Source organism: Bradyrhizobium sp. USDA 4369, from assembly GCF_054056435.1.
Window position 1 is genome coordinate 4,231,012 of the sequence record NZ_JBSRYH010000001.1, and the last position, 21,930, is coordinate 4,252,941.

Below are 21,930 nucleotides of genomic sequence, written 5' to 3' on the forward strand. Positions count from 1 at the left end.
CGCGGGGCCTGCGTTGAGCCGCAGTCGGGACGTCGTTCATTTCAGTGCGCCGGCTGGCTTGACGGCGCGGTTGCGTGCGTTCTCCGTCACTCAGAAGACGTCCCTCTATGCTGTGCTGCTGTCCGGATATTTTCTGCTGCTGCATCGGCTGAGTGGGCAGGATCGGGTTGCTGTTGGATCCCCGCTTCCGGCGCGAGGCGGAAGGAAGTGGGCAGATGTGGCCGGCACATTCATCAATCAAGTGGTGTTGCGAGCCGAATTCGGGCCCGGCCTGACGATCGAGGGGTTGCTTCGCGCAGTCCGTGGGACTGCGCGTCGCGCCATGGCGAACCAATACTTTCCGCTGTCCGAGTTGGTGGAGCGACTCAACCCGTCGCGCGAGCTCGGCCGGCAGCCGTTTTTCCAGACGCTTTTCGTTCTGCAGAATGCGCGCGGTGCTTCCGACGCGCTTGCTGTCATTGCGAGCGACGAGGATACGGCTCCGGTGCCCTGGGGAGGGATGGAAATCGCGCGGTTCTGGCGTTGTCCGACGGCGGGAGGCGCGGCGCTCGACACCATCTTGGAGATAGCCGATGTCGGCGAGACGCTGTCGGGCTATTTCGAGTACGATGCGACGTTGTTTTCGCGGGACACGATCGAGCGCTGGGCAGCATTCTGGGTCAGATTGCTGGAAGGGATCGTCGCGGATCAGAGCCAGTTGGTCGATCACCTCCCTCTGCTGGACGCTGCCGAGCGTGCGCGCGTGCTGGAGGAGTGGAACGCGACGGCGGCGGCCTATCCGCATGACCAGTGCGTGCACGAGCTGTTCGAGGCGCAGGTGGAGAGGACGCCGGAAGCGATCGCGGTGGTGCATGAAGGGCGGAGGCTGAGCTACGCGGAGCTGAACGCGCAGGCCAACCGGCTGGCGCATCATCTGCGCGAGCGCGGCGTGAAGCCCGACGATCGGATCGCGATCTGCGCCGAGCGCGGGCTGGAGATGGTGGTGGGTCTGCTGGCGATCCTCAAGTCCGGTGGAGCCTATGTGCCGCTCGATCCTGGCTATCCGCCGGACCGGCTGGCCTTCATGCTGGAGGACAGTGCGCCGGTTGCGCTGCTGACCCAGGGGCACCTTGCAGCGGCGCTGCCGGCCGGTGCGGCGGGGCTGCCGGTGATTGCGCTCGATGCCGATGCGGCGCGATGGGCGGAGCAGTCTGCGCGCAACCCCGATCGCGATCGCATCGGCCTGCAGCCGGGCCATCTCGCCTATGTGATCTATACGTCGGGGTCGACCGGCAGACCCAAGGGGGTGATGATCGAGCACCGCAGTCTGTGCAACTACGCGTTGGACGCGGCGAAGCTGTTCGGACTCGACGCTTGCGATGTCGTCCTGCAGCAGAACTCCCTCAACTTCGATCTCTCGATCGAGGAGATGTTTCCCGCGCTGGTGTCGGGCGCTACGCTATTGCCTTGGTCCGGTGTTTTCGGTGACATGGAGACAGCGCGCAGCTCCACCACGCGTCCGAATGTGGTGCACCTGACTGCCGCGCACTGGCATAGCCTGGTTGGCGGCTGGGAACGTTCGCCGGATCTGGCGCGCGACCAGCTTTGCGATGTACGCCTGATCAACGTGACCGGCGATGCGCTCTCGGCGCAGAAACTGCAGCTCTGGGAGGAGGTGAAGCCTCCCCATGTCCGATTGGTGAATACCTACGGGCCGACCGAGACGACGGTGTCGTGCACGGCATCATCCACGCCTTATGATCCAGGTACAGGACAGATCACGATCGGCAAGCCGCTGGCGAACACGCAGATCTACATTCTGGACGGCCATGGCGCGCCGTCGCCGATCGGGGTGGCGGGTGAGATCCATATCGGCGGCGCAGGTGTGGCGCGGGGCTATCTGAACCGTCCGGAGCTGACGGCGGAGCGGTTCGTGCCGGATCCGTTCTGCGGGACAGCCGGGGGGCGGATGTACCGGACCGGCGATCTGGGGCGCTGGCGGGCGGACGGGACGATCGAGTTCCTGGGGCGCAACGACTTCCAGGTGAAGGTGCGCGGCTTCCGGATCGAGCTTGGGGAGATCGAGGCGCGGCTGTGCGCGCATGATGGGGTCCGCGAGGCGGTGGTGATCGCGCGGGAGGATGGTCCCGGGGACAAGCGGCTGGTGGCCTATTATGTCGGGGATGACGGGCTCGGAGCGGAGCAGCTGCGTGCGCATCTGCAGAGCGGCCTGCCGGACTACATGGTGCCTGCGGCCTATGTGCGGCTGGAGCGGCTGCCGCTGACGCCGAACGGCAAGCTGGACCGCAAGGGACTGCCGGCGCCGGAGGGAGAGGCCTGTGCGGCGCGGGCCTACGAAGCGCCGCAGGGTGCGACCGAGGTGCGGCTGGCTGGGATCTGGGCGGAGCTGCTCGGGGTGGAGCGTGTCGGCCGGCACGACAACTTCTTCGAGCTCGGCGGCCACTCGCTGCTGGCGGTGACGCTGATCGAACGGATCCGGCGTGCCGGGCTCGAGGCGGATATCCGCACGCTGTTCGCGACGCCGAGCCTGGCCGCCCTTGCAGCTGTTGCGGTGGGGAGCGGCGATGCGGCGGTGCTGGAGCCGGCCAATCTGATCCCGGCGGGATGCGAGCGGATCACGCCGGAGATGCTGCCGCTGGTGAGGCTGAGCGCTGACGAGATCGCGCATGTGGCGGCTGCGGTGCCCGGAGGCTGCGTCAACATCCAGGACATCTATCCGCTTGCGCCGCTTCAGGAAGGCATTCTGTTCCACCACCTGATGGGGGGATCGGGAGACGCCTATCTGCTGACGAGCTTGTTGTCGTTCGACGGCCGTGCCCGGCTGGACGGCTTCGTGTCGGCGCTGAATGCGGTGATCGCGCGGCACGACATCCTGCGCACGGCGGTGCTTTGGGAAGGCTTGCCGGAGCCGGTGCAGGTCGTGTGGCGGCAGGCGGCCGTGGCGGTCGAGGAGGTTGAGCTGGATCCTGCGGCCGGGGAGGCGTCGTCGCAGCTGCAGGCGCGCTTCGATCCGCGGCACTGCCGTCTGGATGTGCGGCAGGCACCGCTGCTGCGGGCCATCGTGGCGCGCGATCCGCGCAGCGGGCATTGGCTGCTGCAGCTGCTGTTTCATCATTTGGCCGGGGATAACAGTGCTCTTGCGATCATGCTGGACGAGATCGAGGCGCATGTCGCGGGGGAGAGCGCGCGGCTGCCGGCGCCGGTGCCGTTCCGCCGGTTCGTGGCGCAGGCGCGGCTGGGGGTGAGCGCGGCGGAGCACGAGGCGTTCTTCCGGAGGATGCTGGGCGACATCGAGGAGCCGACGGCGCCATTCGGACTGGCGGATGTGCAGGGCGACGGCTCTGGGATTGCGGAGGTGCGTCAGGAGCTTCCGGCGGAGCTGTCGCGGCGGTTGCGGGGATGCGCGCGGGCGCTGGGTGTGAGTGCGGCGAGCCTGTTCCACCTTGCCTGGGGGCAGGTGCTGGCGCGCAGCTGCGGCCGTGGCGACGTGGTGTTCGGGACGGTGCTGTTCGGCCGGATGCAGGGCGGAGAGGGGTCGGACCGGACGCTGGGGATGTTCATCAACACGCTGCCGCTGCGGCTCCGGATCGACGATGCGGGGGCTGCGGATGCGGTACGTGCGGTGCAGGGCCTGCTGGCGGAGCTGCTGCGTCACGAGCATGCGCCGCTGGCGCTGGCGCAGCGCTGCAGCGGGGTGCCGGCTCCGGCGCCGTTGTTCTCGTCGCTGCTGAACTACCGGCACAGTGCGGACGGCGACGTGCAGGATCGCGTGGCGTGGGAGGGGGTCGAGATCCTGCACGCGGAGGAGCGGACCAACTATCCGCTGTCGTTGTCGGTGGACGATCTCGGCGATGGCTTCGCGCTGACGGCGCAGGTGCAGCATGCGGTGGCGCCGGAGCGTGTCTGCGCGTTCATGGTGACGGCGCTGTCGGGACTGGCCGCTGCGCTGGAAGGCGCGCCGGCGACGGCGGTGCGGCGGATCGACGTGCTGCCTGCGGCGGAGCGTGCGCGCGTGCTGGAGGAGTGGAACGCGACGGCGGCGGCCTATCCGCATGACCAGTGCGTGCACGAGCTGTTCGAGGCGCAGGTGGAGAGGACGCCGGAAGCGATCGCGGTGGTGCATGAAGGGCGGAGGCTGAGCTACGCGGAGCTGAACGCGCAGGCCAACCGGCTGGCGCATCATCTGCGCGAGCGCGGTGTGAAGCCCGACGATCGGATAGCGATCCTGCTCGAACGCTCGATCGAACTGATAGTTGCGGAGCTTGCAGCGCTCAAATGCGGTGCGGCTTATGTGCCGCTCGATCCGGAGGCGCCTGCAGAGCGGCTGACCTTCATGTTCGGCGATTGTGAGGCGTCGATCGCGCTGACGGCGCGAGGCCGTGCCGTGCCGGAAGAGCTGGCGGCGCGCCGCGTCGATGTCGAGGATGCGCTGCAGTGCGGCGGGGTTGCCGCCAATCCCGGCCTGGGGCGGGACAGCGGCAGCGAAGCCTATGTGATGTATACGTCGGGATCTACGGGGGTGCCCAAGGGGGTCGTGATTCCGCATCGGGCGATCGGCCGGCTGGTGCTGAACAACGGCTATGCGGAGTTCACGGCGTCCGATCGCGTGGCGTTCGCCGCCAATCCCGCCTTCGACGCCACGACCATGGAGGTATGGGGACCGCTGCTCAATGGCGGATGCATCGTCGTGATCGATCAGGCCGTCGTGCTGGAGCCGGAGCGGCTGGCGAATGTCCTGTCGCGGGACGGGGTCACGGTGCTCTGGCTCACAGCCGGTCTGTTCCACCACTATGCAAGCACGCTGGGACGCGTGTTCAGTCGCTTGCGCTATCTGCTGGTCGGGGGAGACGTGCTGGATCCTCGGATCATCAGCCGAGTGTTGCGCCAATCGCCTCCGCAGCATCTGTTGAACGGCTACGGACCGACCGAGACGACGACCTTTGCCATCACGCATGAGATCGACAGAGTGGGCGAAGGCGAGAGCAGCATTCCGCTGGGCCGCCCGATTGCGAACACGCAGATCTACATTCTGGACGGCCATGGCGCGCCGTCGCCGATCGGGGTGGCGGGTGAGATCCATATCGGCGGCGCAGGTGTGGCGCGGGGCTATCTGAACCGTCCGGAGCTGACGGCGGAGCGGTTCGTGCCGGATCCGTTCTGCGGGACGGCCGGGGCGCGGATGTACCGGACCGGCGATCTGGGGCGCTGGCGGGCGGACGGGACGATCGAGTTCCTGGGGCGCAACGACTTCCAGGTGAAGGTGCGCGGCTTCCGGATCGAGCTTGGGGAGATCGAGGCGCGGCTGTGCGCGCATGATGGGGTCCGCGAGGCGGTGGTGATCGCGCGGGAGGATGGTCCCGGGGACAAGCGGCTGGTGGCCTATTATGTCGGGGATGACGGGCTCGGAGCGGAGCAGCTGCGCGGGCATCTGCAGAGCGGCCTGCCGGACTACATGGTGCCTGCGGCCTATGTGCGGCTGGAGCGGCTGCCGCTGACGCCGAACGGCAAGCTGGACCGCAAGGGACTGCCGGCGCCGGAGGGAGAGGCCTATGCGGCGCGGGCCTACGAAGCGCCGCAGGGTGCGACCGAGGTGCGGCTGGCTGGGATCTGGGCGGAGCTGCTCGGGGTGGAGCGTGTCGGCCGGCACGACAACTTCTTCGAGCTCGGCGGCCACTCGCTGCTGGCGGTGACGCTGATCGAACGGATCCGGCGTGCCGGGCTCGAGGCGGATATCCGCACGCTGTTCGCGACGCCGAGCCTGGCCGCCCTTGCAGCTGTTGCGGTGGGGAGCGGCGATGCGGCGGTGCTGGAGCCGGCCAATCTGATCCCGGCGGGATGCGAGCGGATCACGCCGGAGATGCTGCCGCTGGTGAGGCTGAGCGCTGACGAGATCGCGCATGTGGCGGCTGCGGTGCCCGGAGGCTGCGTCAACATCCAGGACATCTATCCGCTTGCGCCGCTTCAGGAAGGCATTCTGTTCCACCACCTGATGGGGGGATCGGGAGGACGCCTATCTGCTGACGAGCTTGTTGTCGTTCGACGGCCGTGCCCGGCTGGACGGTTTCGTGTCGGCGCTGAATGCGGTGATCGCGCGGCACGACATCCTGCGCACGGCGGTGCTTTGGGAAGGCTTGCCGGAGCCGGTGCAGGTCGTGTGGCGGCAGGCGGCCGTGGCGGTCGAGGAGGTTGAGCTGGATCCTGCGGCCGGGGAGGCGTCGTCGCAGCTGCAGGCGCGCTTCGATCCGCGGCACTGCCGTCTGGATGTGCGGCAGGCACCGCTGCTGCGGGCCATCGTGGCGCGCGATCCGCGCAGCGGGCATTGGCTGCTGCAGCTGCTGCTGCATCACCTGGCGATCGACCATACGACGCTGGCAATCGTGCTGGACGAGATCGAGGCGCATGTCGCGGGGGAGAGCGCGCGGCTGCCGGCGCCGGTGCCGTTCCGCCGGTTCGTGGCGCAGGCGCGGCTGGGGGTGAGCGCGGCGGAGCACGAGGCGTTCTTCCGGAGGATGCTGGGCGACATCGAGGAGCCGACGGCGCCATTCGGACTGGCGGATGTGCAGGGCGACGGCTCTGGGATTGCGGAGGTGCGTCAGGAGCTTCCGGCGGAGCTGTCGCGGCGGTTGCGGGGATGCGCGCGGGCGCTGGGTGTGAGTGCGGCGAGCCTGTTCCACCTTGCCTGGGGGCAGGTGCTGGCGCGCAGCTGCGGCCGTGGCGACGTGGTGTTCGGGACGGTGCTGTTCGGCCGGATGCAGGGCGGAGAGGGGTCGGACCGGACGCTGGGGATGTTCATCAACACGCTGCCGCTGCGGCTCCGGATCGACGATGCGGGGGCTGCGGATGCGGTGCGTGCGGTGCAGGGCCTGCTGGCGGAGCTGCTGCGTCACGAGCATGCGCCGCTGGCGCTGGCGCAGCGCTGCAGCGGGGTGCCGGCTCCGGCGCCGCTGTTCTCGTCGCTGCTGAACTACCGGCACAGTGCGGACGGCGACGTGCAGGATCGCGTGGCGTGGGAGGGGGTCGAGATCCTGCACGCGGAGGAGCGGACCAACTATCCGCTGTCGTTGTCGGTGGACGATCTCGGCGATGGCTTCGCGCTGACGGCGCAGGTGCAGCATGCGGTGGCGCCGGAGCGTGTCTGCGCGTTCATGGTGACGGCGCTGTCGGGACTGGCCGCTGCGCTGGAAGGCGCGCCGGCGACGGCGGTGCGGCGGATCGACGTGCTGCCTGCGGCGGAGCGTGCGCGCGTGCTGGAGGAGTGGAACGCGACGGCGGCGGCCTATCCGCATGACCAGTGCGTGCACGAGCTGTTCGAGGCGCAGGTGGAGAGGACGCCGGAAGCGATCGCGGTGGTGCATGAAGGGCGGAGGCTGAGCTACGCGGAGCTGAACGCGCAGGCCAACCGGCTGGCGCATCATCTGCGCGAGCGCGGTGTGAAGCCCGACGATCGGATAGCGATCCTGCTCGAACGCTCGATCGAACTGATAGTTGCGGAGCTTGCAGCGCTCAAATGCGGTGCGGCTTATGTGCCGCTCGATCCGGAGGCGCCTGCAGAGCGGCTGACCTTCATGTTCGGCGATTGTGAGGCGTCGATCGCGCTGACGGCGCGAGGCCGTGCCGTGCCGGAAGAGCTGGCGGCGCGCCGCGTCGATGTCGAGGATGCGCTGCAGTGCGGCGGGGTTGCCGCCAATCCCGGCCTGGGGCGGGACAGCGGCAGCGAAGCCTATGTGATGTATACGTCGGGATCTACGGGGGTGCCCAAGGGGGTCGTGATTCCGCATCGGGCGATCGGCCGGCTGGTGCTGAACAACGGCTATGCGGAGTTCACGGCGTCCGATCGCGTGGCGTTCGCCGCCAATCCCGCCTTCGACGCCACGACCATGGAGGTATGGGGACCGCTGCTCAATGGCGGATGCATCGTCGTGATCGATCAGGCCGTCGTGCTGGAGCCGGTCAAGCTGTCTCGGGCGTTCCAGCAACATCGTGTCACGACTTTCTTCGTCACCACCGCGCTGTTCAACCAATACGCCATCGCCTGTCCCGAGCTCTTTGCAGGGCTGCGGTTTCTCCTCACTGGAGGTGAAAGGGCTGATCCGTCGTGCTTCCGAAGGGCTCTCAGCGACGGCCCACCTCGGCATCTCATCCATTGCTACGGACCGACCGAGACGACGACTTTTGCCATCACGCATGAGATCGACAGAGTGGGCGAAGGCGAGAGCAGCATTCCGCTGGGCCGCCCGATTGCGAACACGCAGATCTACATTCTGGACGGCCATGGCGCGCCGTCGCCGATCGGGGTGGCGGGTGAGATCCATATCGGCGGCGCAGGTGTGGCGCGGGGCTATCTGAACCGTCCGGAGCTGACGGCGGAGCGGTTCGTGCCGGATCCGTTCTGCGGGACGGCCGGGGCGCGGATGTACCGGACCGGCGATCTGGGGCGCTGGCGGGCGGACGGGACGATCGAGTTCCTGGGGCGCAACGACTTCCAGGTGAAGGTGCGCGGCTTCCGGATCGAGCTTGGGGAGATCGAGGCGCAGCTGTGCGCGCATGATGGGGTCCGCGAGGCGGTGGTGATCGCGCGGGAGGATGGTCCCGGGGACAAGCGGCTGGTGGCCTACTATGTCGGGGATGACGGGCTCGGAGCGGAGCAACTGCGTGCGCATCTGCAGAGTGGCCTGCCGGACTACATGGTGCCTGCGGCCTATGTGCGGCTGGAGCGGCTGCCGCTGACGCCGAACGGCAAGCTGGACCGCAAGGGACTGCCGGCGCCGGAGGGAGAGGCCTATGCGGCGCGGGCCTACGAAGCGCCGCAGGGCGCGACCGAGGTGCGGCTGGCTGGGATCTGGGCGGAGCTGCTCGGGGTGGAGCGTGTCGGCCGGCACGACAACTTCTTCGAGCTCGGCGGCCACTCGCTGCTGGCGGTGCAGGCGGTGTCACGTCTCGAGAAGGAGTTTTCAGTGGAAGTGTCCGTGTCGGAGCTTTTTGCAAGATCCGACATTTGTGCTTTGGCCGACATCATCATTGAACGTGAGCTTGCGCAGTTCGACCCCGATGATCTGCGTGCTCTCCTTGCTTCCAACGAGCTTTGACCAATCAGGTGTCTTCATGCTGGATCATCCGAAGATTGACGACGTTCGCGTCGAACGTGAGCGTCTGCTGCAATTAGCGCGAAGCAAAGGGCTTGAGCGTAAGACTGAGGTCAGCTCGCCGACGATCAAATCGGTCGAACGTGGAGCAGGCGAAATACCGTTGTCGTTTGCGCAGCAGCGGTTGTGGTTTCTCTCTCGCTTCCCGGGAGCGAGCCAAGCCTATCATATCGCCTGCGGTCTGCGGCTGAGTGGCGTGCTCGATCGTGCTGCCTTGGCCAGGGCGCTCGACCGGATCGTGGAGCGTCACGAAGCCTTGCGTACCGCATTTCCTCAGCTTGGCGGCGAGCCGGTGCAGCATATCGCACCGGGAAATGTTGGGTTTGCTTTAATCGATCACGACTTGCGCGACCATGCGGAGCCGGAAGCTGAGCTGATGCGTCTGGCCGCCGAGGAGGTGACGTCGCCTTTCGACATAGAGCATGGTCCGCTGATCCGTGGGCGGCTCGTGCGTATGGCAACCGACGATCATGTCCTGCTGGTGACCATGCATCACATCGTGTCCGACGGCTGGTCAATGGGGATTTTGACTGCTGAGCTCAGCACACTGTATGGCGCCTACTCTCGCGGTATGGACGATCCGCTGCCGCCGTTGAGCATCCAGTACGGAGACTACGCTAGTTGGCAGCGACGCTGGCTGAAAGGCGAAGTGCTGGTTCGTCAAAGCGGCTACTGGAAGCGCTCGCTTTCTGGCGCTCCCGTGCTGCTGGAACTTCCTTGGGACCGGCCGCGCCCGATGGTGCAGGACTATGCCGGCGCGATGATCCCCGTGCGGCTCGATGCAGGGCTGACGAGCGCGCTCAAGACCTTGAGCTGGCGTCACGGCATGACGCTGTACATGACGCTGCTGACAGGCTGGGCGATTCTGTTGTCGAGGCTGTCGGGACAGCAGGAGGTGATGATCGGAAGCCCCACCGCAAACCGAAGACGTGCGGAGGTCGAAGCTCTCATCGGATTTTTCGTTAATACGCTCGCTTTGCGGATCGATCTTTCTGATTCACCGTCCGTCGCGGAACTGCTGACGCGCGTGAAGACGCAGGTGCTGATGGCACAGGAGAATCAGGATCTTCCGTTCGAGCAGGTGGTCGAACTGGTAAAGCCTCCGCGCAGCCTGAGCTACTCACCGCTATTTCAGGCGGCGCTGACTTGGGAGAATACCCCTAAGGGGCGTCTGGATCTGGGTGGCCTCCGTTTGAGCCCCATGCAGATGCCGCGTTCGACCGCACAGTTCGATCTGCTGCTGGTGCTTGCGGAGGAGGATGTAGGAGAGGTCGCCGGTGGTCTGGAATACGCCGTGGCGCTGTTTGATCCGGAGACGGTCGAACGCTGGCTTGGCTACTGGGTGCGCGTGCTTGAGGGCATGGTCGCAGACGACAGGCGGTCGGTGAGTCGGATCCCATTGCTGGACGAGGCCGAGCGTCATCAGGTCCTGGTAGAGTGGAATCCTACGGCGGCGGCCTATCCGCATGACCAGTGCGTGCACGAGCTGTTCGAGGCGCAGGTGGAGAGGACGCCGGAAGCGATCGCGGTGGTGCATGAAGGGCGGAGGCTGAGCTACGCGGAGCTGAACGCGCAGGCCAACCGGCTGGCGCATCATCTGCGCGAGCGCGGCGTGAAGCCCGACGATCGGATCGCGATCTGCGCCGAGCGCGGGCTGGAGATGGTGGTGGCTCTGCTGGCGATCCTCAAGTCCGGTGGAGCCTATGTGCCGCTCGATCCTGCCTATCCGCCGGACCGGCTGGCCTTCATGCTGGAGGACAGTGCGCCGGTTGCGCTGCTGACCCAGGGACACCTTGCAGCGGCGCTGCCGGCCGATGCGGCGGGGTTGCCGGTGATTGCGCTCGATACCGATGCTGCGCAATGGGCGGGTGCACGATCGTGCAATCCGAACGGAATTGGGCTGAGACCCGATCATTTAGCCTACATCATCTATACGTCGGGATCTACCGGACTTCCCAAGGGTGTCATGGTCGCTCATCGGAATGTCAGCCGGCTCTTCACCGCGACAGAGCAATGGTTCCACTTCGGTCCCGACGACGTCTGGACGCTATTTCATTCCTATGCATTCGATTTTTCGGTTTGGGAATTCTGGGGGGCCTTGATCTATGGAGGCCGCTTGGTGGTGGTCTCTCTGACCACGGCGCGCGCGCCTGACGAATTCTACCGTCTGCTCTGTCGGGAGGGCGTAACCGTTCTCAACCAGACGCCGAGCGCATTTCGCCAGCTGGTCGCGGTCCAAGCGGCAGCCGCTGAAGTACACAGTTTACGTTACGTCATCTTCGGCGGCGAAGCGCTGGATCTGCCTGCGTTGAAGCCATGGTACGATCGCGACAGCAATCAAGGCACGATGCTAGTCAACATGTACGGCATCACCGAGACGACTGTGCATGTGACGTATCGTCTGCTCGATGCAGTTGCTGCGGCCAGAAACGGAGCAAGCTCGATCGGGCGGCCCATCCCTGATCTTCGTGTTTATATCCTTGATGCTCATGGCGCGCCGTCGCCGATCGGGGTGGCGGGCGAGATCCATGTCGGCGGCGCAGGTGTGACGCTGGGCTATCTGAACCGTCCGGAGCTGACGGCGGAGCGGTTCGTGCCGGATCCGTTCTGCGGGACAGCCGGGGGGCGGATGTACCGGGCTGGCGATCTGGGGCGCTGGCGGGCGGACGGGACGATCGAGTTCCTGGGGCGCAACGACTTCCAGGTGAAGGTGCGCGGCTTCCGGATCGAGCTTGGAGAGATCGAGGCGCGGCTGTGCGCGCATGATGGGGTCCGCGAGGCGGTGGTGATCGCGCGGGAGGATGGTCCCGGGGACAAGCGGCTGGTGGCCTATTATGTCGGGGATGACGGGCTCGGAGCGGAGCAGCTGCGCGGGCATCTGCAGAGCGGTCTGCCGGACTACATGGTGCCTGCGGCCTATGTGCGGCTGGAGCGGCTGCCGCTGACGCCGAACGGCAAGCTGGACCGCAAGGGACTGCCGGCGCCGGAGGGAGAGGCCTATGCGGCGCGGGCCTACGAAGCGCCGCAGGGCGCGACCGAGGTGCGGCTGGCTGGGATCTGGGCGGAGCTGCTCGGGGTGGAGCGTGTCGGCCGGCACGACAACTTCTTCGAGCTCGGCGGCCACTCGCTGCTGGCGGTGACGCTGATCGAACGGATCCGGCGTGCCGGGCTCGAGGCGGATATCCGCACGCTGTTCGCGACGCCGAGCCTGGCCGCCCTTGCAGCTGTTGCGGTGTGGAGCGGCGATGCGGCGGTGCTGGAGCCGGCCAATCTGATCCCGGCGGGATGCGAGCGGATCACGCCGGAGATGCTGCCGCTGGTGAGGCTGAGCGCTGACGAGATCGCGCATGTGGCGGCTGCGGTGCCCGGAGGCTGCGCCAACATCCAGGACATCTATCCGCTTGCGCCGCTTCAGGAAGGCATTCTGTTCCACCATCTGATGGGGGGATCGGGAGACGCCTATCTGCTGACGAGCTTGTTGTCGTTCGACGGCCGTGCCCGGCTGGACGGCTTCGTGTCGGCGCTGAATGCGGTGATCGCGCGGCACGACATCCTGCGCACGGCGGTGCTTTGGGAAGGCTTGCCGGAGCCGGTGCAGGTCGTGTGGCGGCAGGCGGCCGTGGCGGTCGAGGAGGTTGAGCTGGATCCTGCGGCCGGGGAGGCGTCGTCGCAGCTGCAGGCGCGCTTCGATCCGCGGCACTGCCGTCTGGATGTGCGGCAGGCACCGCTGCTGCGGGCCATCGTGGCGCGCGATCCGCGCAGCGGGCATTGGCTGCTGCAGCTGCTGCTGCATCACCTGGCGATCGACCATACGACGCTGGCAATCGTGCTGGACGAGATCGAGGCGCATGTCGCGGGGGAGAGCGCGCGGCTGCCGGCGCCGGTGCCGTTCCGCCGGTTCGTAGCGCAGGCGCGGCTGGGGGTGAGCGCGGCGGAGCACGAGGCGTTCTTCCGGAGGATGCTGGGCGACATCGAGGAGCCGACGGCGCCATTCGGACTGGCGGATGTGCAGGGCGACGGCTCTGGGATTGCGGAGGTGCGTCAGGAGCTTCCGGCGGAGCTGTCGCGGCGGTTGCGGGGATGCGCGCGGGCGCTGGGTGTGAGTGCGGCGAGCCTGTTCCACCTTGCCTGGGGGCAGGTGCTGGCGCGCAGCTGCGGCCGTGGCGACGTGGTGTTCGGGACGGTGCTGTTCGGCCGGATGCAGGGCGGAGAGGGGTCGGACCGGACGCTGGGGATGTTCATCAACACGCTGCCGCTGCGGCTCCGGATCGACGATGCGGGGGCTGCGGATGCGGTGCGTGCGGTGCAGGGCCTGCTGGCGGAGCTGCTGCGTCACGAGCATGCGCCGCTGGTGCTGGCGCAGCGCTGCAGCGGGGTGCCGGCTCCGGCGCCGCTGTTCTCGTCGCTGTTCGATTTTCGGCACAGTGCGGACGGCGACGTGCAGGATCGCGTGGCGTGGGAGGGGGTCGAGATCCTGCACGCGGAGGAGCGGACCAACTATCCGCTGTCGTTGTCGGTGGACGATCTCGGCGATGGCTTCACGCTGACGGCGCAGGTGCAGCATGCGGTGGCGCCGGAGCGTGTCTGCGCGTTCATGGTGACGGCGCTGTCGGGACTGGCCGCTGCGCTGGAAGGCGCGCCGGCGACGGCGGTGCGGCGGATCGACGTGCTGCCTGCGGCGGAGCGTGCGCGCGTGCTGGAGGAGTGGAACGCGACGGCGGCGGCCTATCCGCATGACCAGTGCGTGCACGAGCTGTTCGAGGCGCAGGTGGAGAGGACGCCGGAAGCGATCGCGGTGGTGCATGAAGGGCGGAGGCTGAGCTACGCGGAGCTGAACGCGCAGGCCAACCGGCTGGCGCATCATCTGCGCGAGCGCGGCGTGAAGCCCGACGATCGGATCGCGATCTGCGCCGAGCGCGGGCTGGAGATGGTGGTGGGTCTGCTGGCGATCCTCAAGTCCGGTGGAGCCTATGTGCCGCTCGATCCTGGCTATCCGCCGGACCGGCTGGCCTTCATGCTGGAGGACAGTGCGCCGGTTGCGCTGCTGACCCAGGGGCACCTTGCAGCGGCGCTGCCGGCCGGTGCGGCGGGGCTGCCGGTGATTGCGCTCGATGCCGATGCGGCGCGATGGGCGGAGCAGTCTGCGCGCAACCCCGATCGCGATCGCATCGGCCTGCAGCCGGGCCATCTCGCCTATGTGATCTATACGTCGGGGTCGACCGGCAGACCCAAGGGGGTGATGATCGAGCACCGCAGTCTGTGCAACTACGCGTTGGACGCGGCGAAGCTGTTCGGACTCGACGCTTGCGATGTCGTCCTGCAGCAGAACTCCCTCAACTTCGATCTCTCGATCGAGGAGATGTTTTTCCCGCGCTGGTGTCGGGCGCTACGCTATTGCCTTGGTCCGGTGTTTTCGGTGACATGGAGACAGCGCGCAGCTCCACCACGCGTCCGAATGTGGTGCACCTGACTGCCGCGCACTGGCATAGCCTGGTTGGCGGCTGGGAACGTTCGCCGGATCTGGCGCGCGACCAGCTTTGCGATGTACGCCTGATCAACGTGACCGGCGATGCGCTCTCGGCGCAGAAACTGCAGCTCTGGGAGGAGGTGAAGCCTCCCCATGTCCGATTGGTGAATACCTACGGGCCGACCGAGACGACGGTGTCGTGCACGGCATCATCCACGCCTTATGATCCAGGTACAGGACAGATCACGATCGGCAAGCCGCTGGCGAACACGCAGATCTACATTCTGGACGGCCATGGCGCGCCGTCGCCGATCGGGGTGGCGGGTGAGATCCATATCGGCGGCGCAGGTGTGGCGCGGGGCTATCTGAACCGTCCGGAGCTGACGGCGGAGCGGTTCGTGCCGGATCCGTTCTGCGGGACAGCCGGGGGGCGGATGTACCGGACCGGCGATCTGGGGCGCTGGCGGGCGGACGGGACGATCGAGTTCCTGGGGCGCAACGACTTCCAGGTGAAGGTGCGCGGCTTCCGGATCGAGCTTGGGGAGATCGAGGCGCGGCTGTGCGCGCATGATGGGGTCCGCGAGGCGGTGGTGATCGCGCGGGAGGATGGTCCCGGGGACAAGCGGCTGGTGGCCTATTATGTCGGGGATGACGGGCTCGGAGCGGAGCAGCTGCGCGGGCATCTGCAGAGCGGCCTGCCGGACTACATGGTGCCTGCGGCCTATGTGCGGCTGGAGCGGCTGCCGCTGACGCCGAACGGCAAGCTGGACCGCAAGGGACTGCCGGCGCCGGAGGGAGAGGCCTATGCGGCGCGGGCCTACGAAGCGCCGCAGGGTGCGACCGAGGTGCGGCTGGCTGGGATCTGGGCGGAGCTGCTCGGGGTGGAGCGTGTCGGCCGGCACGACAACTTCTTCGAGCTCGGCGGCCACTCGCTGCTGGCGATGCAAGCGATAAGCCTGCTCGGTCGTGCAGACATTCAGGTGTCCTTAGCGCAACTTTTTACAGACCCCACCATCGCGGCCTTGGCTGCAGCCCATGCCGTCCGTAGCGAGGACGCCATTGGCGATGATTGCGTCATCACGTTCCGCACAGAAGGAAGTCATCCGCCGCTCTTTCTGCTCTATGAGGCGTTCGGAGAAGCGATGTATGGCCGCGAACTGGTGCGAAACATGACTCTGGACGCGCCAGTCTATGGATTGACTGCCCCAAAGAGGAGCCGTGATCAGGCCCGAACGTTGGAGGGAATGGCCGCGCATGCGATCCGTGCTATCCGCGCCCTCCAGCCCGTGGGCCCCTATCGACTCGCAGGTTGGTCATTTGGCGGGTTGCTCGCCTACGAGATAGCAAGTCAGCTCATTGGCGCCGACGAAACCGTTGCATTCCTGGGCTTGCTGGATACCTCGCGCGTCACGGAAAAACTTCCGTCCCACGTTGAATCCGACGATGCGGCTCTGCTGGGGTGGCTGTTCTTGAGCGAGGAGCGATGCTCGACCGCAGGCGAGCCAGAAATGTTTGCGGCACTCGTCCGGTCGTGTCAGGAGAAAGGCATCATTCCAGCGCATCTGAACGAACGAGATATTGCGAGCTATCTGGACCGTCTTCGTCGCAACACGCGCGCGGAATCCGAGTACGAAGTTCACGCGCTCCCGATCACGGTTCATCTCTTTGCAGCTGGAGCCGAGCCGCATGACGACCCACTCCTGGGCTGGGGAGCCGTGCTCTCGAAGGAGCAACTGCGTTTGGTTTCCACGCCCGGAACGCACCGCTCGATGGTGGAACAGCCGCATGTCACGACGTTGGCAACGGCGCTCTCGGAGGCGCTGGGTGACCCTGCTCCACCGTCCGAAACGCTGCCCGAAGCCCGTTTTGCCCACTTGGTGAGGATCCAACCCGGCCGCGCGCAAGCTCGAGCCTCTCTTCTGTATACCCGGTGCGGGAGCGAACGTCGTCAACTTCACGGAACTGACCAGCAGATTGGGGCCAGCGCGACCGGTTTATGGCCTACAGCCTCGGGGGTTCGAGAACTCGCATGTTCCTCATTCGACCGTGGAGGCCGCTGCTCGCGCCTATCGTCGGGCCCTGACCGAACAGTGTCCAGAGGGCGCGATCCATCTGCTCGGACACTCGTTCGGTGGTTGGGTCGCCTTCGAGATGGCATTGCAACTGCGTTCCGACGAGCGACATGTCGCATCCCTGACGATCATCGATAGCAGAGCACCAGACGCCGATCTCCATCCAACGCGCGAATATAGCAGCAAGGCCGCTTTCTTGAAGCTGGTTGCCATCTTCGAGCAATCGGTCGAGCGTTCGCTTGAGATCCGCGAGAGCGATCTCGAAGAGCAAGGCATGGAGGCCAAGCTGGCGCTGTTGCATGGGCGCCTTGCGCGCCTCGGAGTGGTGCCGCAGCGATCCGCACCGAGCATGCTCCGCGGTGTCCTCCGCACGTTCGAAGCGGCGTTTCGGGCTCATTACTGTCCGGCTGCGCTCTATCATGGCTCCGTGAAGCTTATTCTGGCGCGGGATCGTTTTCCGGGCGCCTTCGAGAGCATGGACCACATCGTCGGGGGATGGCGCCGTTGGATACCCGACCTTGCCGTGCACGAAGTCCCCGGAAACCACATGACTTTACTCAAGCAGCCTCATGTGAATGCGGTCGCCGACCTCCTGTTCGACCGGCGGTCGGACTGAAACGGTCCAGACAACACGATTCCGTTCGGTTCAGCCGTTGACGCAAAAGGACGACCCGCCGATGCAACGACTCTATTTCTCGATCAAGGGGCTCGGCCGCGCATTCCTTGCGCTCTGGTTCGGGCTGACCTTGTCCATGTTGGGAACGTCACTCCTGGAGTTTGCTGTCGGCGTCTGGGTGTATCAGCAGTCCGGGTCGGTGATGGGGTTTTCCGCCGCTATCCTGTCGGCCGTACTGCCATCCGTGCTGGTGATGCCCTTGGCTGGGAGTGCTGCCGACCGTTTCGAACGGCGCTATTTGATTGTGTTCGCGGATCTGCTTTCGGCGGCAGTGACCTTCGGGCTTGCGATATTGTTGTGGCGTGGCGAGGTCGCAGTCTGGAATCTCTACGTCTTCGTCGCAGTCGTCGCCGTCACCAACGCGGTGCGGCTTCCTGCCTATCGTGCATCGGTACGAGACCTGGTGTCGAAGGAAAAGTTTGTGCGGGCCAATGGCATGATGGAGATGAGCTCACGGATCACGGCGATGCTGAGCCCTTTGATCGCAGGCGCGATGATGGCCGTGACCGATCTGCTGGGTGTCGTGATCATCAACCTGATCGCGTTCAGCATGGGAGCGATCGTGGTATTCAGAGCCCTCGCGCCAGCGTCGTCCGACGCCAATCAGGTAAGCGCGCCGGTCGCGCAAGCCGAAGCCGGGGACTCGGAGACGTCCTTGGGAGCGATCGGCTTCTTCAGATCGGAGCGTTTGATGCTGGCGCTGCTGTTCTACGTGATCATCCAGGGGGGGTTGAGCGCTTTTGCCTCGACGATGGTCATGCCGTTGGTCCTGGCCAGCCACTCGACGGAGCAACTCGGACTGATCCTCAGCTGCGGCAGCATGGGTGGACTTGCTGGCGCGGCCGCGCTCGTCGTCTTCGATCGGTCCCGCCACCTCATGCTCACCATCCTGATCTGTGACGTGCTGTTGGGATTGTGCATCGCGGGCCTGGGCGTTTTTTCCGTGGTTGCCGGATACTGCATCGCCGCCTTCGCAGCGATCTTCGTCGGATCGTTCGCCGAAGGATGCGCGGACGCACTCTGGATGCGCAAGGCGCCGCAGCGCTGCCAAGGCAGCATCTTTTCGCTGATCGGAACGCTTTATCTGGCGACCAGCGCCATCGTGATCCTTGGGGGAGGAGTCCTTGCGGATCGTGTGTTCGAACCGGCCCTAACGGAAGGCGGCATGTGGTCGGCGTCGTCGCTCGGCGTCTGGTTCGGAACGCAGAAGGGCAGCGGACTTGCGCTGATGTTCGTGATCTGTGGCATTTGCGGCAGTGTCGTTTCGCTCGCCGCTCTCGCGCAGCGAAGGCTACGACAGCTGGATACAATCGTGCCCGACGGCGACGGCAGTCGAGAGCCGAAGGTGATGACGGGAGACGAGGCATGCGCCGCTTGAATATTTCGGCCTGGGCGGTCCGGCAGCCGATCCCACCAGTCCTTCTGTTTCTGGTACTGACGGTGTTCGGCATTGCCGCCTTTCTCAGCCTACCGGTGACGCGCTTGCCGACGATCGAGTTTCCTGCCGTGATGGTGACCATCACGCAAGGCGGGGCGGCGTCCCAGGACCTCGAAATTCAGGTGAGCAAGAAGGTCGAGGATGCCATTGCGGCATTGCCGGGCATCAAGCGTGTCAGTTCGACCATCACGGACGGGATGACGGCGACGATCGCCGAGTTTCGTGTCGGCGTCAATGCCGACCGCGCGGTGAACGACGTCAAGGACGTGTTAGCACGACTCCGGGCTGAACTCCCCCGCACGATCGACGAGCCGATCTGCCAGCGCATCGACGTGGAAGGGCTGCCCATTGCGATCTATGCGGCATCGGCGCCCTCGATGAGCGTGCAGGAGTTGTCCTGGTTTATCGACAATGTCCTTGGAGGCAAGCTCCAGAAGGTGCCGGGCGTTGCGAAGGTCGAGCGGATCGGGGGCGGTGCACGGGAGATCCGTGTGTCGCTGAGCGCCGAAAAGCTGGAATCGCTCAGCATCACGGCTGGCGACGTCAGCCGACAGCTTCGTGCAACCAATATCGACGTCTCCGGCGGTCGAAGCGAGCTTGGCGGAAGCGAGCAGGCCATTCGAACGCTCGGAGCATCGAGCACGGTGGAGGGGCTGGCCGCGCTGCCGGTGGTCCTGCCGGGTGGGCGTAAGATCCGGCTTGATCAGCTCGGCGCAGTGACGGACGGTGTACAGGAGGCGCGAAAGTTTGCCCGTCTCAATGGCGAGACGGTGGTCGGCTTCGTCGTTCTCAGGGCCAAGGGTTCCAGTGATACCGATGTCGCTTCGCACGTCGCCGCGGTCCTCGCGGAGATATCGGCGAAGGACCCGAAGATCGCCTTCGATCTGATCGATACGAGCGTGAGCTATACGCGGGCGAACTATTTGTCGGCGATGCATGCCCTAGGCGAAGGTGCCGTGTTGGCCGTCATTATCGTGTTCATCTTCCTACGTGACTTTCGCGCAACCGTGATTGCGGCTATTGCCCTGCCGCTGTCGATCATACCGACCTTCTGGTTCATGAAATTGATGGGCTTTTCGCTCAATATCGTGACCTTGCTGGGGCTGACGCTTGTGACCGGTGTCCTCGTCGATGACGCCATCGTCGAGATCGAAAACATCATAAGGCATGTGCGGTCGGGCAAGGCGCCGGTCCGGGCCTCGATCGAGGCGACCGACGAAATCGGATTCGCTGTTATCGCGATCTCTCTGACGCTCGCCGCGATCTTCCTCCCGGTCAGCTTCATGGGCGGCGTAGCGGGACAATACTTTCGCCAGTTCGGTCTGACGGTCGCCGCCGCTGTCATGTTCTCCCTGCTAGTTGCTCGGCTGATCACCCCGCTGCTGGCCGCCCATTTCGTGCGCGCCAGCAGGCTGTACGAAGGCGGCTCAGTGATGATCGCGCTGTACTTGCGGACGTTGACTTGGTGCGTACGGCACAGGTTCAAGACGATCTCGCTAGGGTGCGCGTTGCTGATCTGCTCCTTCGCCGGTGTTGGGCTGCTGCCTCAGGGCTACATGCCTACCACGGATGCCGCCCGGGTCATGTTTGCGATCGAGCTGCCGCCCGGCGCAACTTTGGGCGACACGCAGGTCATCACCGATCAGGCTATGTCGAAGATCCGGAGGCGGCCGGAGGTCAAGAACGTGTTCGTCGTCGGCGGCGAGATTCTCGGATCGGTCGGCGGAGGGGCGGAAGTCCGCAAGGCCACGTTGATCGTCTCGTTGGTCCCGTCGAGCGAACGGAAGTCCAGTCAAGCCGATATGGAACGGGCCATGATCGACGATCTCGCCGAAATGCCCGACATTCGCAGCTGGCTGGTTCGCGAAGATGGCGATCGCGCGGTGATGTTCCAGGTGCTTGGCGTCGATAGCGCAGCCGTGACGGAGGTGGCTGCCGATCTAGCGATCGAGATGAAACATCTGCCGATGCTCGCCAATGTCCAGGCGACAGCAGCGCTTCGCCGTCCGGAGCTGCAGGTTCGTCCGCGTCCCGAGCTAGCCGCGGAACTCGGCGTGGCGACGGAAACATTGTCCGAAGTCATGCGCATCGCGACAATAGGCGACGTCGACACAAATCTTGCTCGGTTCAATCTCGGCGACCGGCAGCTCACGATTCGCGTGCACCTCGACGAGGCCGCGAGGGGTAGCCGCGAAACGCTCGAACTGCTCAAGGTCGCCACGGCAAGCGGCAAGGCGGTGCCCATCGCGGCGGTCGCCGACATCGGATTCGGTCAGGGGCCTGCGACGATCGAGCGCTATGACCGCCACCGGACCGTGATGGTGAGCGCCGATCTGGCGGACGGGTACAGCCTTGGAGAAGCGATCGATGCGGTGAAGGCGCTGGCGGGCGTGAGGGGCGCTCCGTCGGGTATCACGGTGAAGGAAGTCGGAGACGCCGAACTCATGCAGGAGGTATTCTCGAGCTTCGCGGCCGCTATGGCCTCAGGCTTGCTCCTGGTCTATGTGGTTCTCGTCCTGCTGTTCTTGAGCTTCTTTCAACCTCTGACGATCATGGCTTCGATCCCGATGTCGTTGACGGGAGTCGTGGTTGCTCTTTGTGTTGCGCACCAGCCGATCGGACTGCCCGTCGTCATCGGCATTCTGATGCTCATGGGGGTGGTTTCGAAGAACGCTATTATGCTCGTCGACGTTGCGGTCGAGGAGATCGCCAAGGGCACGCCAAGTGTTCAGGCGGTTATCGAGGCAGGCAAGCGGCGGGCTCGGCCGATCGTGATGACCACGCTGGCGATGGTTGGCGGCATGGTGCCGAGCGCGCTTGGACTCGGTGGGGGCGGCGAGTTTCGTTCACCGATGGCAGTCGCCGTGATCGGGGGGCTTCTCGCGTCCACGGTGCTCTCTCTGCTCTTCGTGCCCGTTGGATTTCTGGCAATGGAGAGTGCGCTGGCACGCGTCCGGCGGTCGACATATCGCTGGGGCAGCCGCAGATAGTTGAGCCAACGAGAGTTGGAAGGCGCCCTCGGTCCTCCTATTCGTGCGCAGGGGCACTCCCTGGCACGATCGCTAAAGCGGGATGAGAATAGTCTGAATCGATTTGGGATTCCCAAATCAGCGTGTTTCTGATTCACCGTGTTG

The 21,930-nt window shown here is 65.6% G+C and carries 5 protein-coding genes and 3 pseudogenes; all 8 read left to right on the top strand.

The features are described from left to right. Nucleotides 1-13: 13 nt before the first annotated feature. Nucleotides 14-5,716: pseudogene (locus tag ACVIJ6_RS19090) on the top strand (amino acid adenylation domain-containing protein); the annotation flags it as partial. Between the two features lie 343 nt (nt 5,717-6,059). Then, nucleotides 6,060-8,681: pseudogene (locus tag ACVIJ6_RS19095) on the top strand (non-ribosomal peptide synthetase); the annotation flags it as partial. Between the two features lie 3 nt (nt 8,682-8,684). After that, entirely contained in the window at nt 8,685-9,086 is a 402-nt protein-coding gene (locus tag ACVIJ6_RS19100) for a phosphopantetheine-binding protein (RefSeq protein ID WP_456777027.1), read from the top strand. Between the two features lie 16 nt (nt 9,087-9,102). Continuing rightward, entirely contained in the window at nt 9,103-14,613 is a 5,511-nt protein-coding gene (locus ACVIJ6_RS19105; protein WP_456773948.1) for an amino acid adenylation domain-containing protein, read from the top strand. Further along, nucleotides 14,520-16,400 (top strand): annotated as a pseudogene (locus ACVIJ6_RS19110) (AMP-binding protein); the annotation flags it as partial. The gene ACVIJ6_RS19105 and the pseudogene ACVIJ6_RS19110, both read left to right, overlap by 94 nt. Before the next feature lie 172 nt (nt 16,401-16,572). Then, nucleotides 16,573-17,298 (top strand): thioesterase domain-containing protein, encoded by a 726-nt coding sequence (locus ACVIJ6_RS19115; protein WP_456777028.1) that lies wholly within the window; start codon nt 16,573-16,575, stop codon nt 17,296-17,298. Between the two features lie 37 nt (nt 17,299-17,335). After that, complete coding sequence (locus ACVIJ6_RS19120; RefSeq protein WP_456773949.1) at nt 17,336-18,736, top strand: MFS transporter; 1,401 nt, start codon at nt 17,336-17,338, stop codon at nt 18,734-18,736. Next, complete coding sequence (locus ACVIJ6_RS19125) at nt 18,724-21,786, top strand: efflux RND transporter permease subunit (protein ID WP_456773950.1); 3,063 nt, start codon at nt 18,724-18,726, stop codon at nt 21,784-21,786. Before ACVIJ6_RS19120 ends, ACVIJ6_RS19125 begins: the two co-directional genes overlap by 13 nt. Nucleotides 21,787-21,930 lie beyond the last annotated feature (144 nt).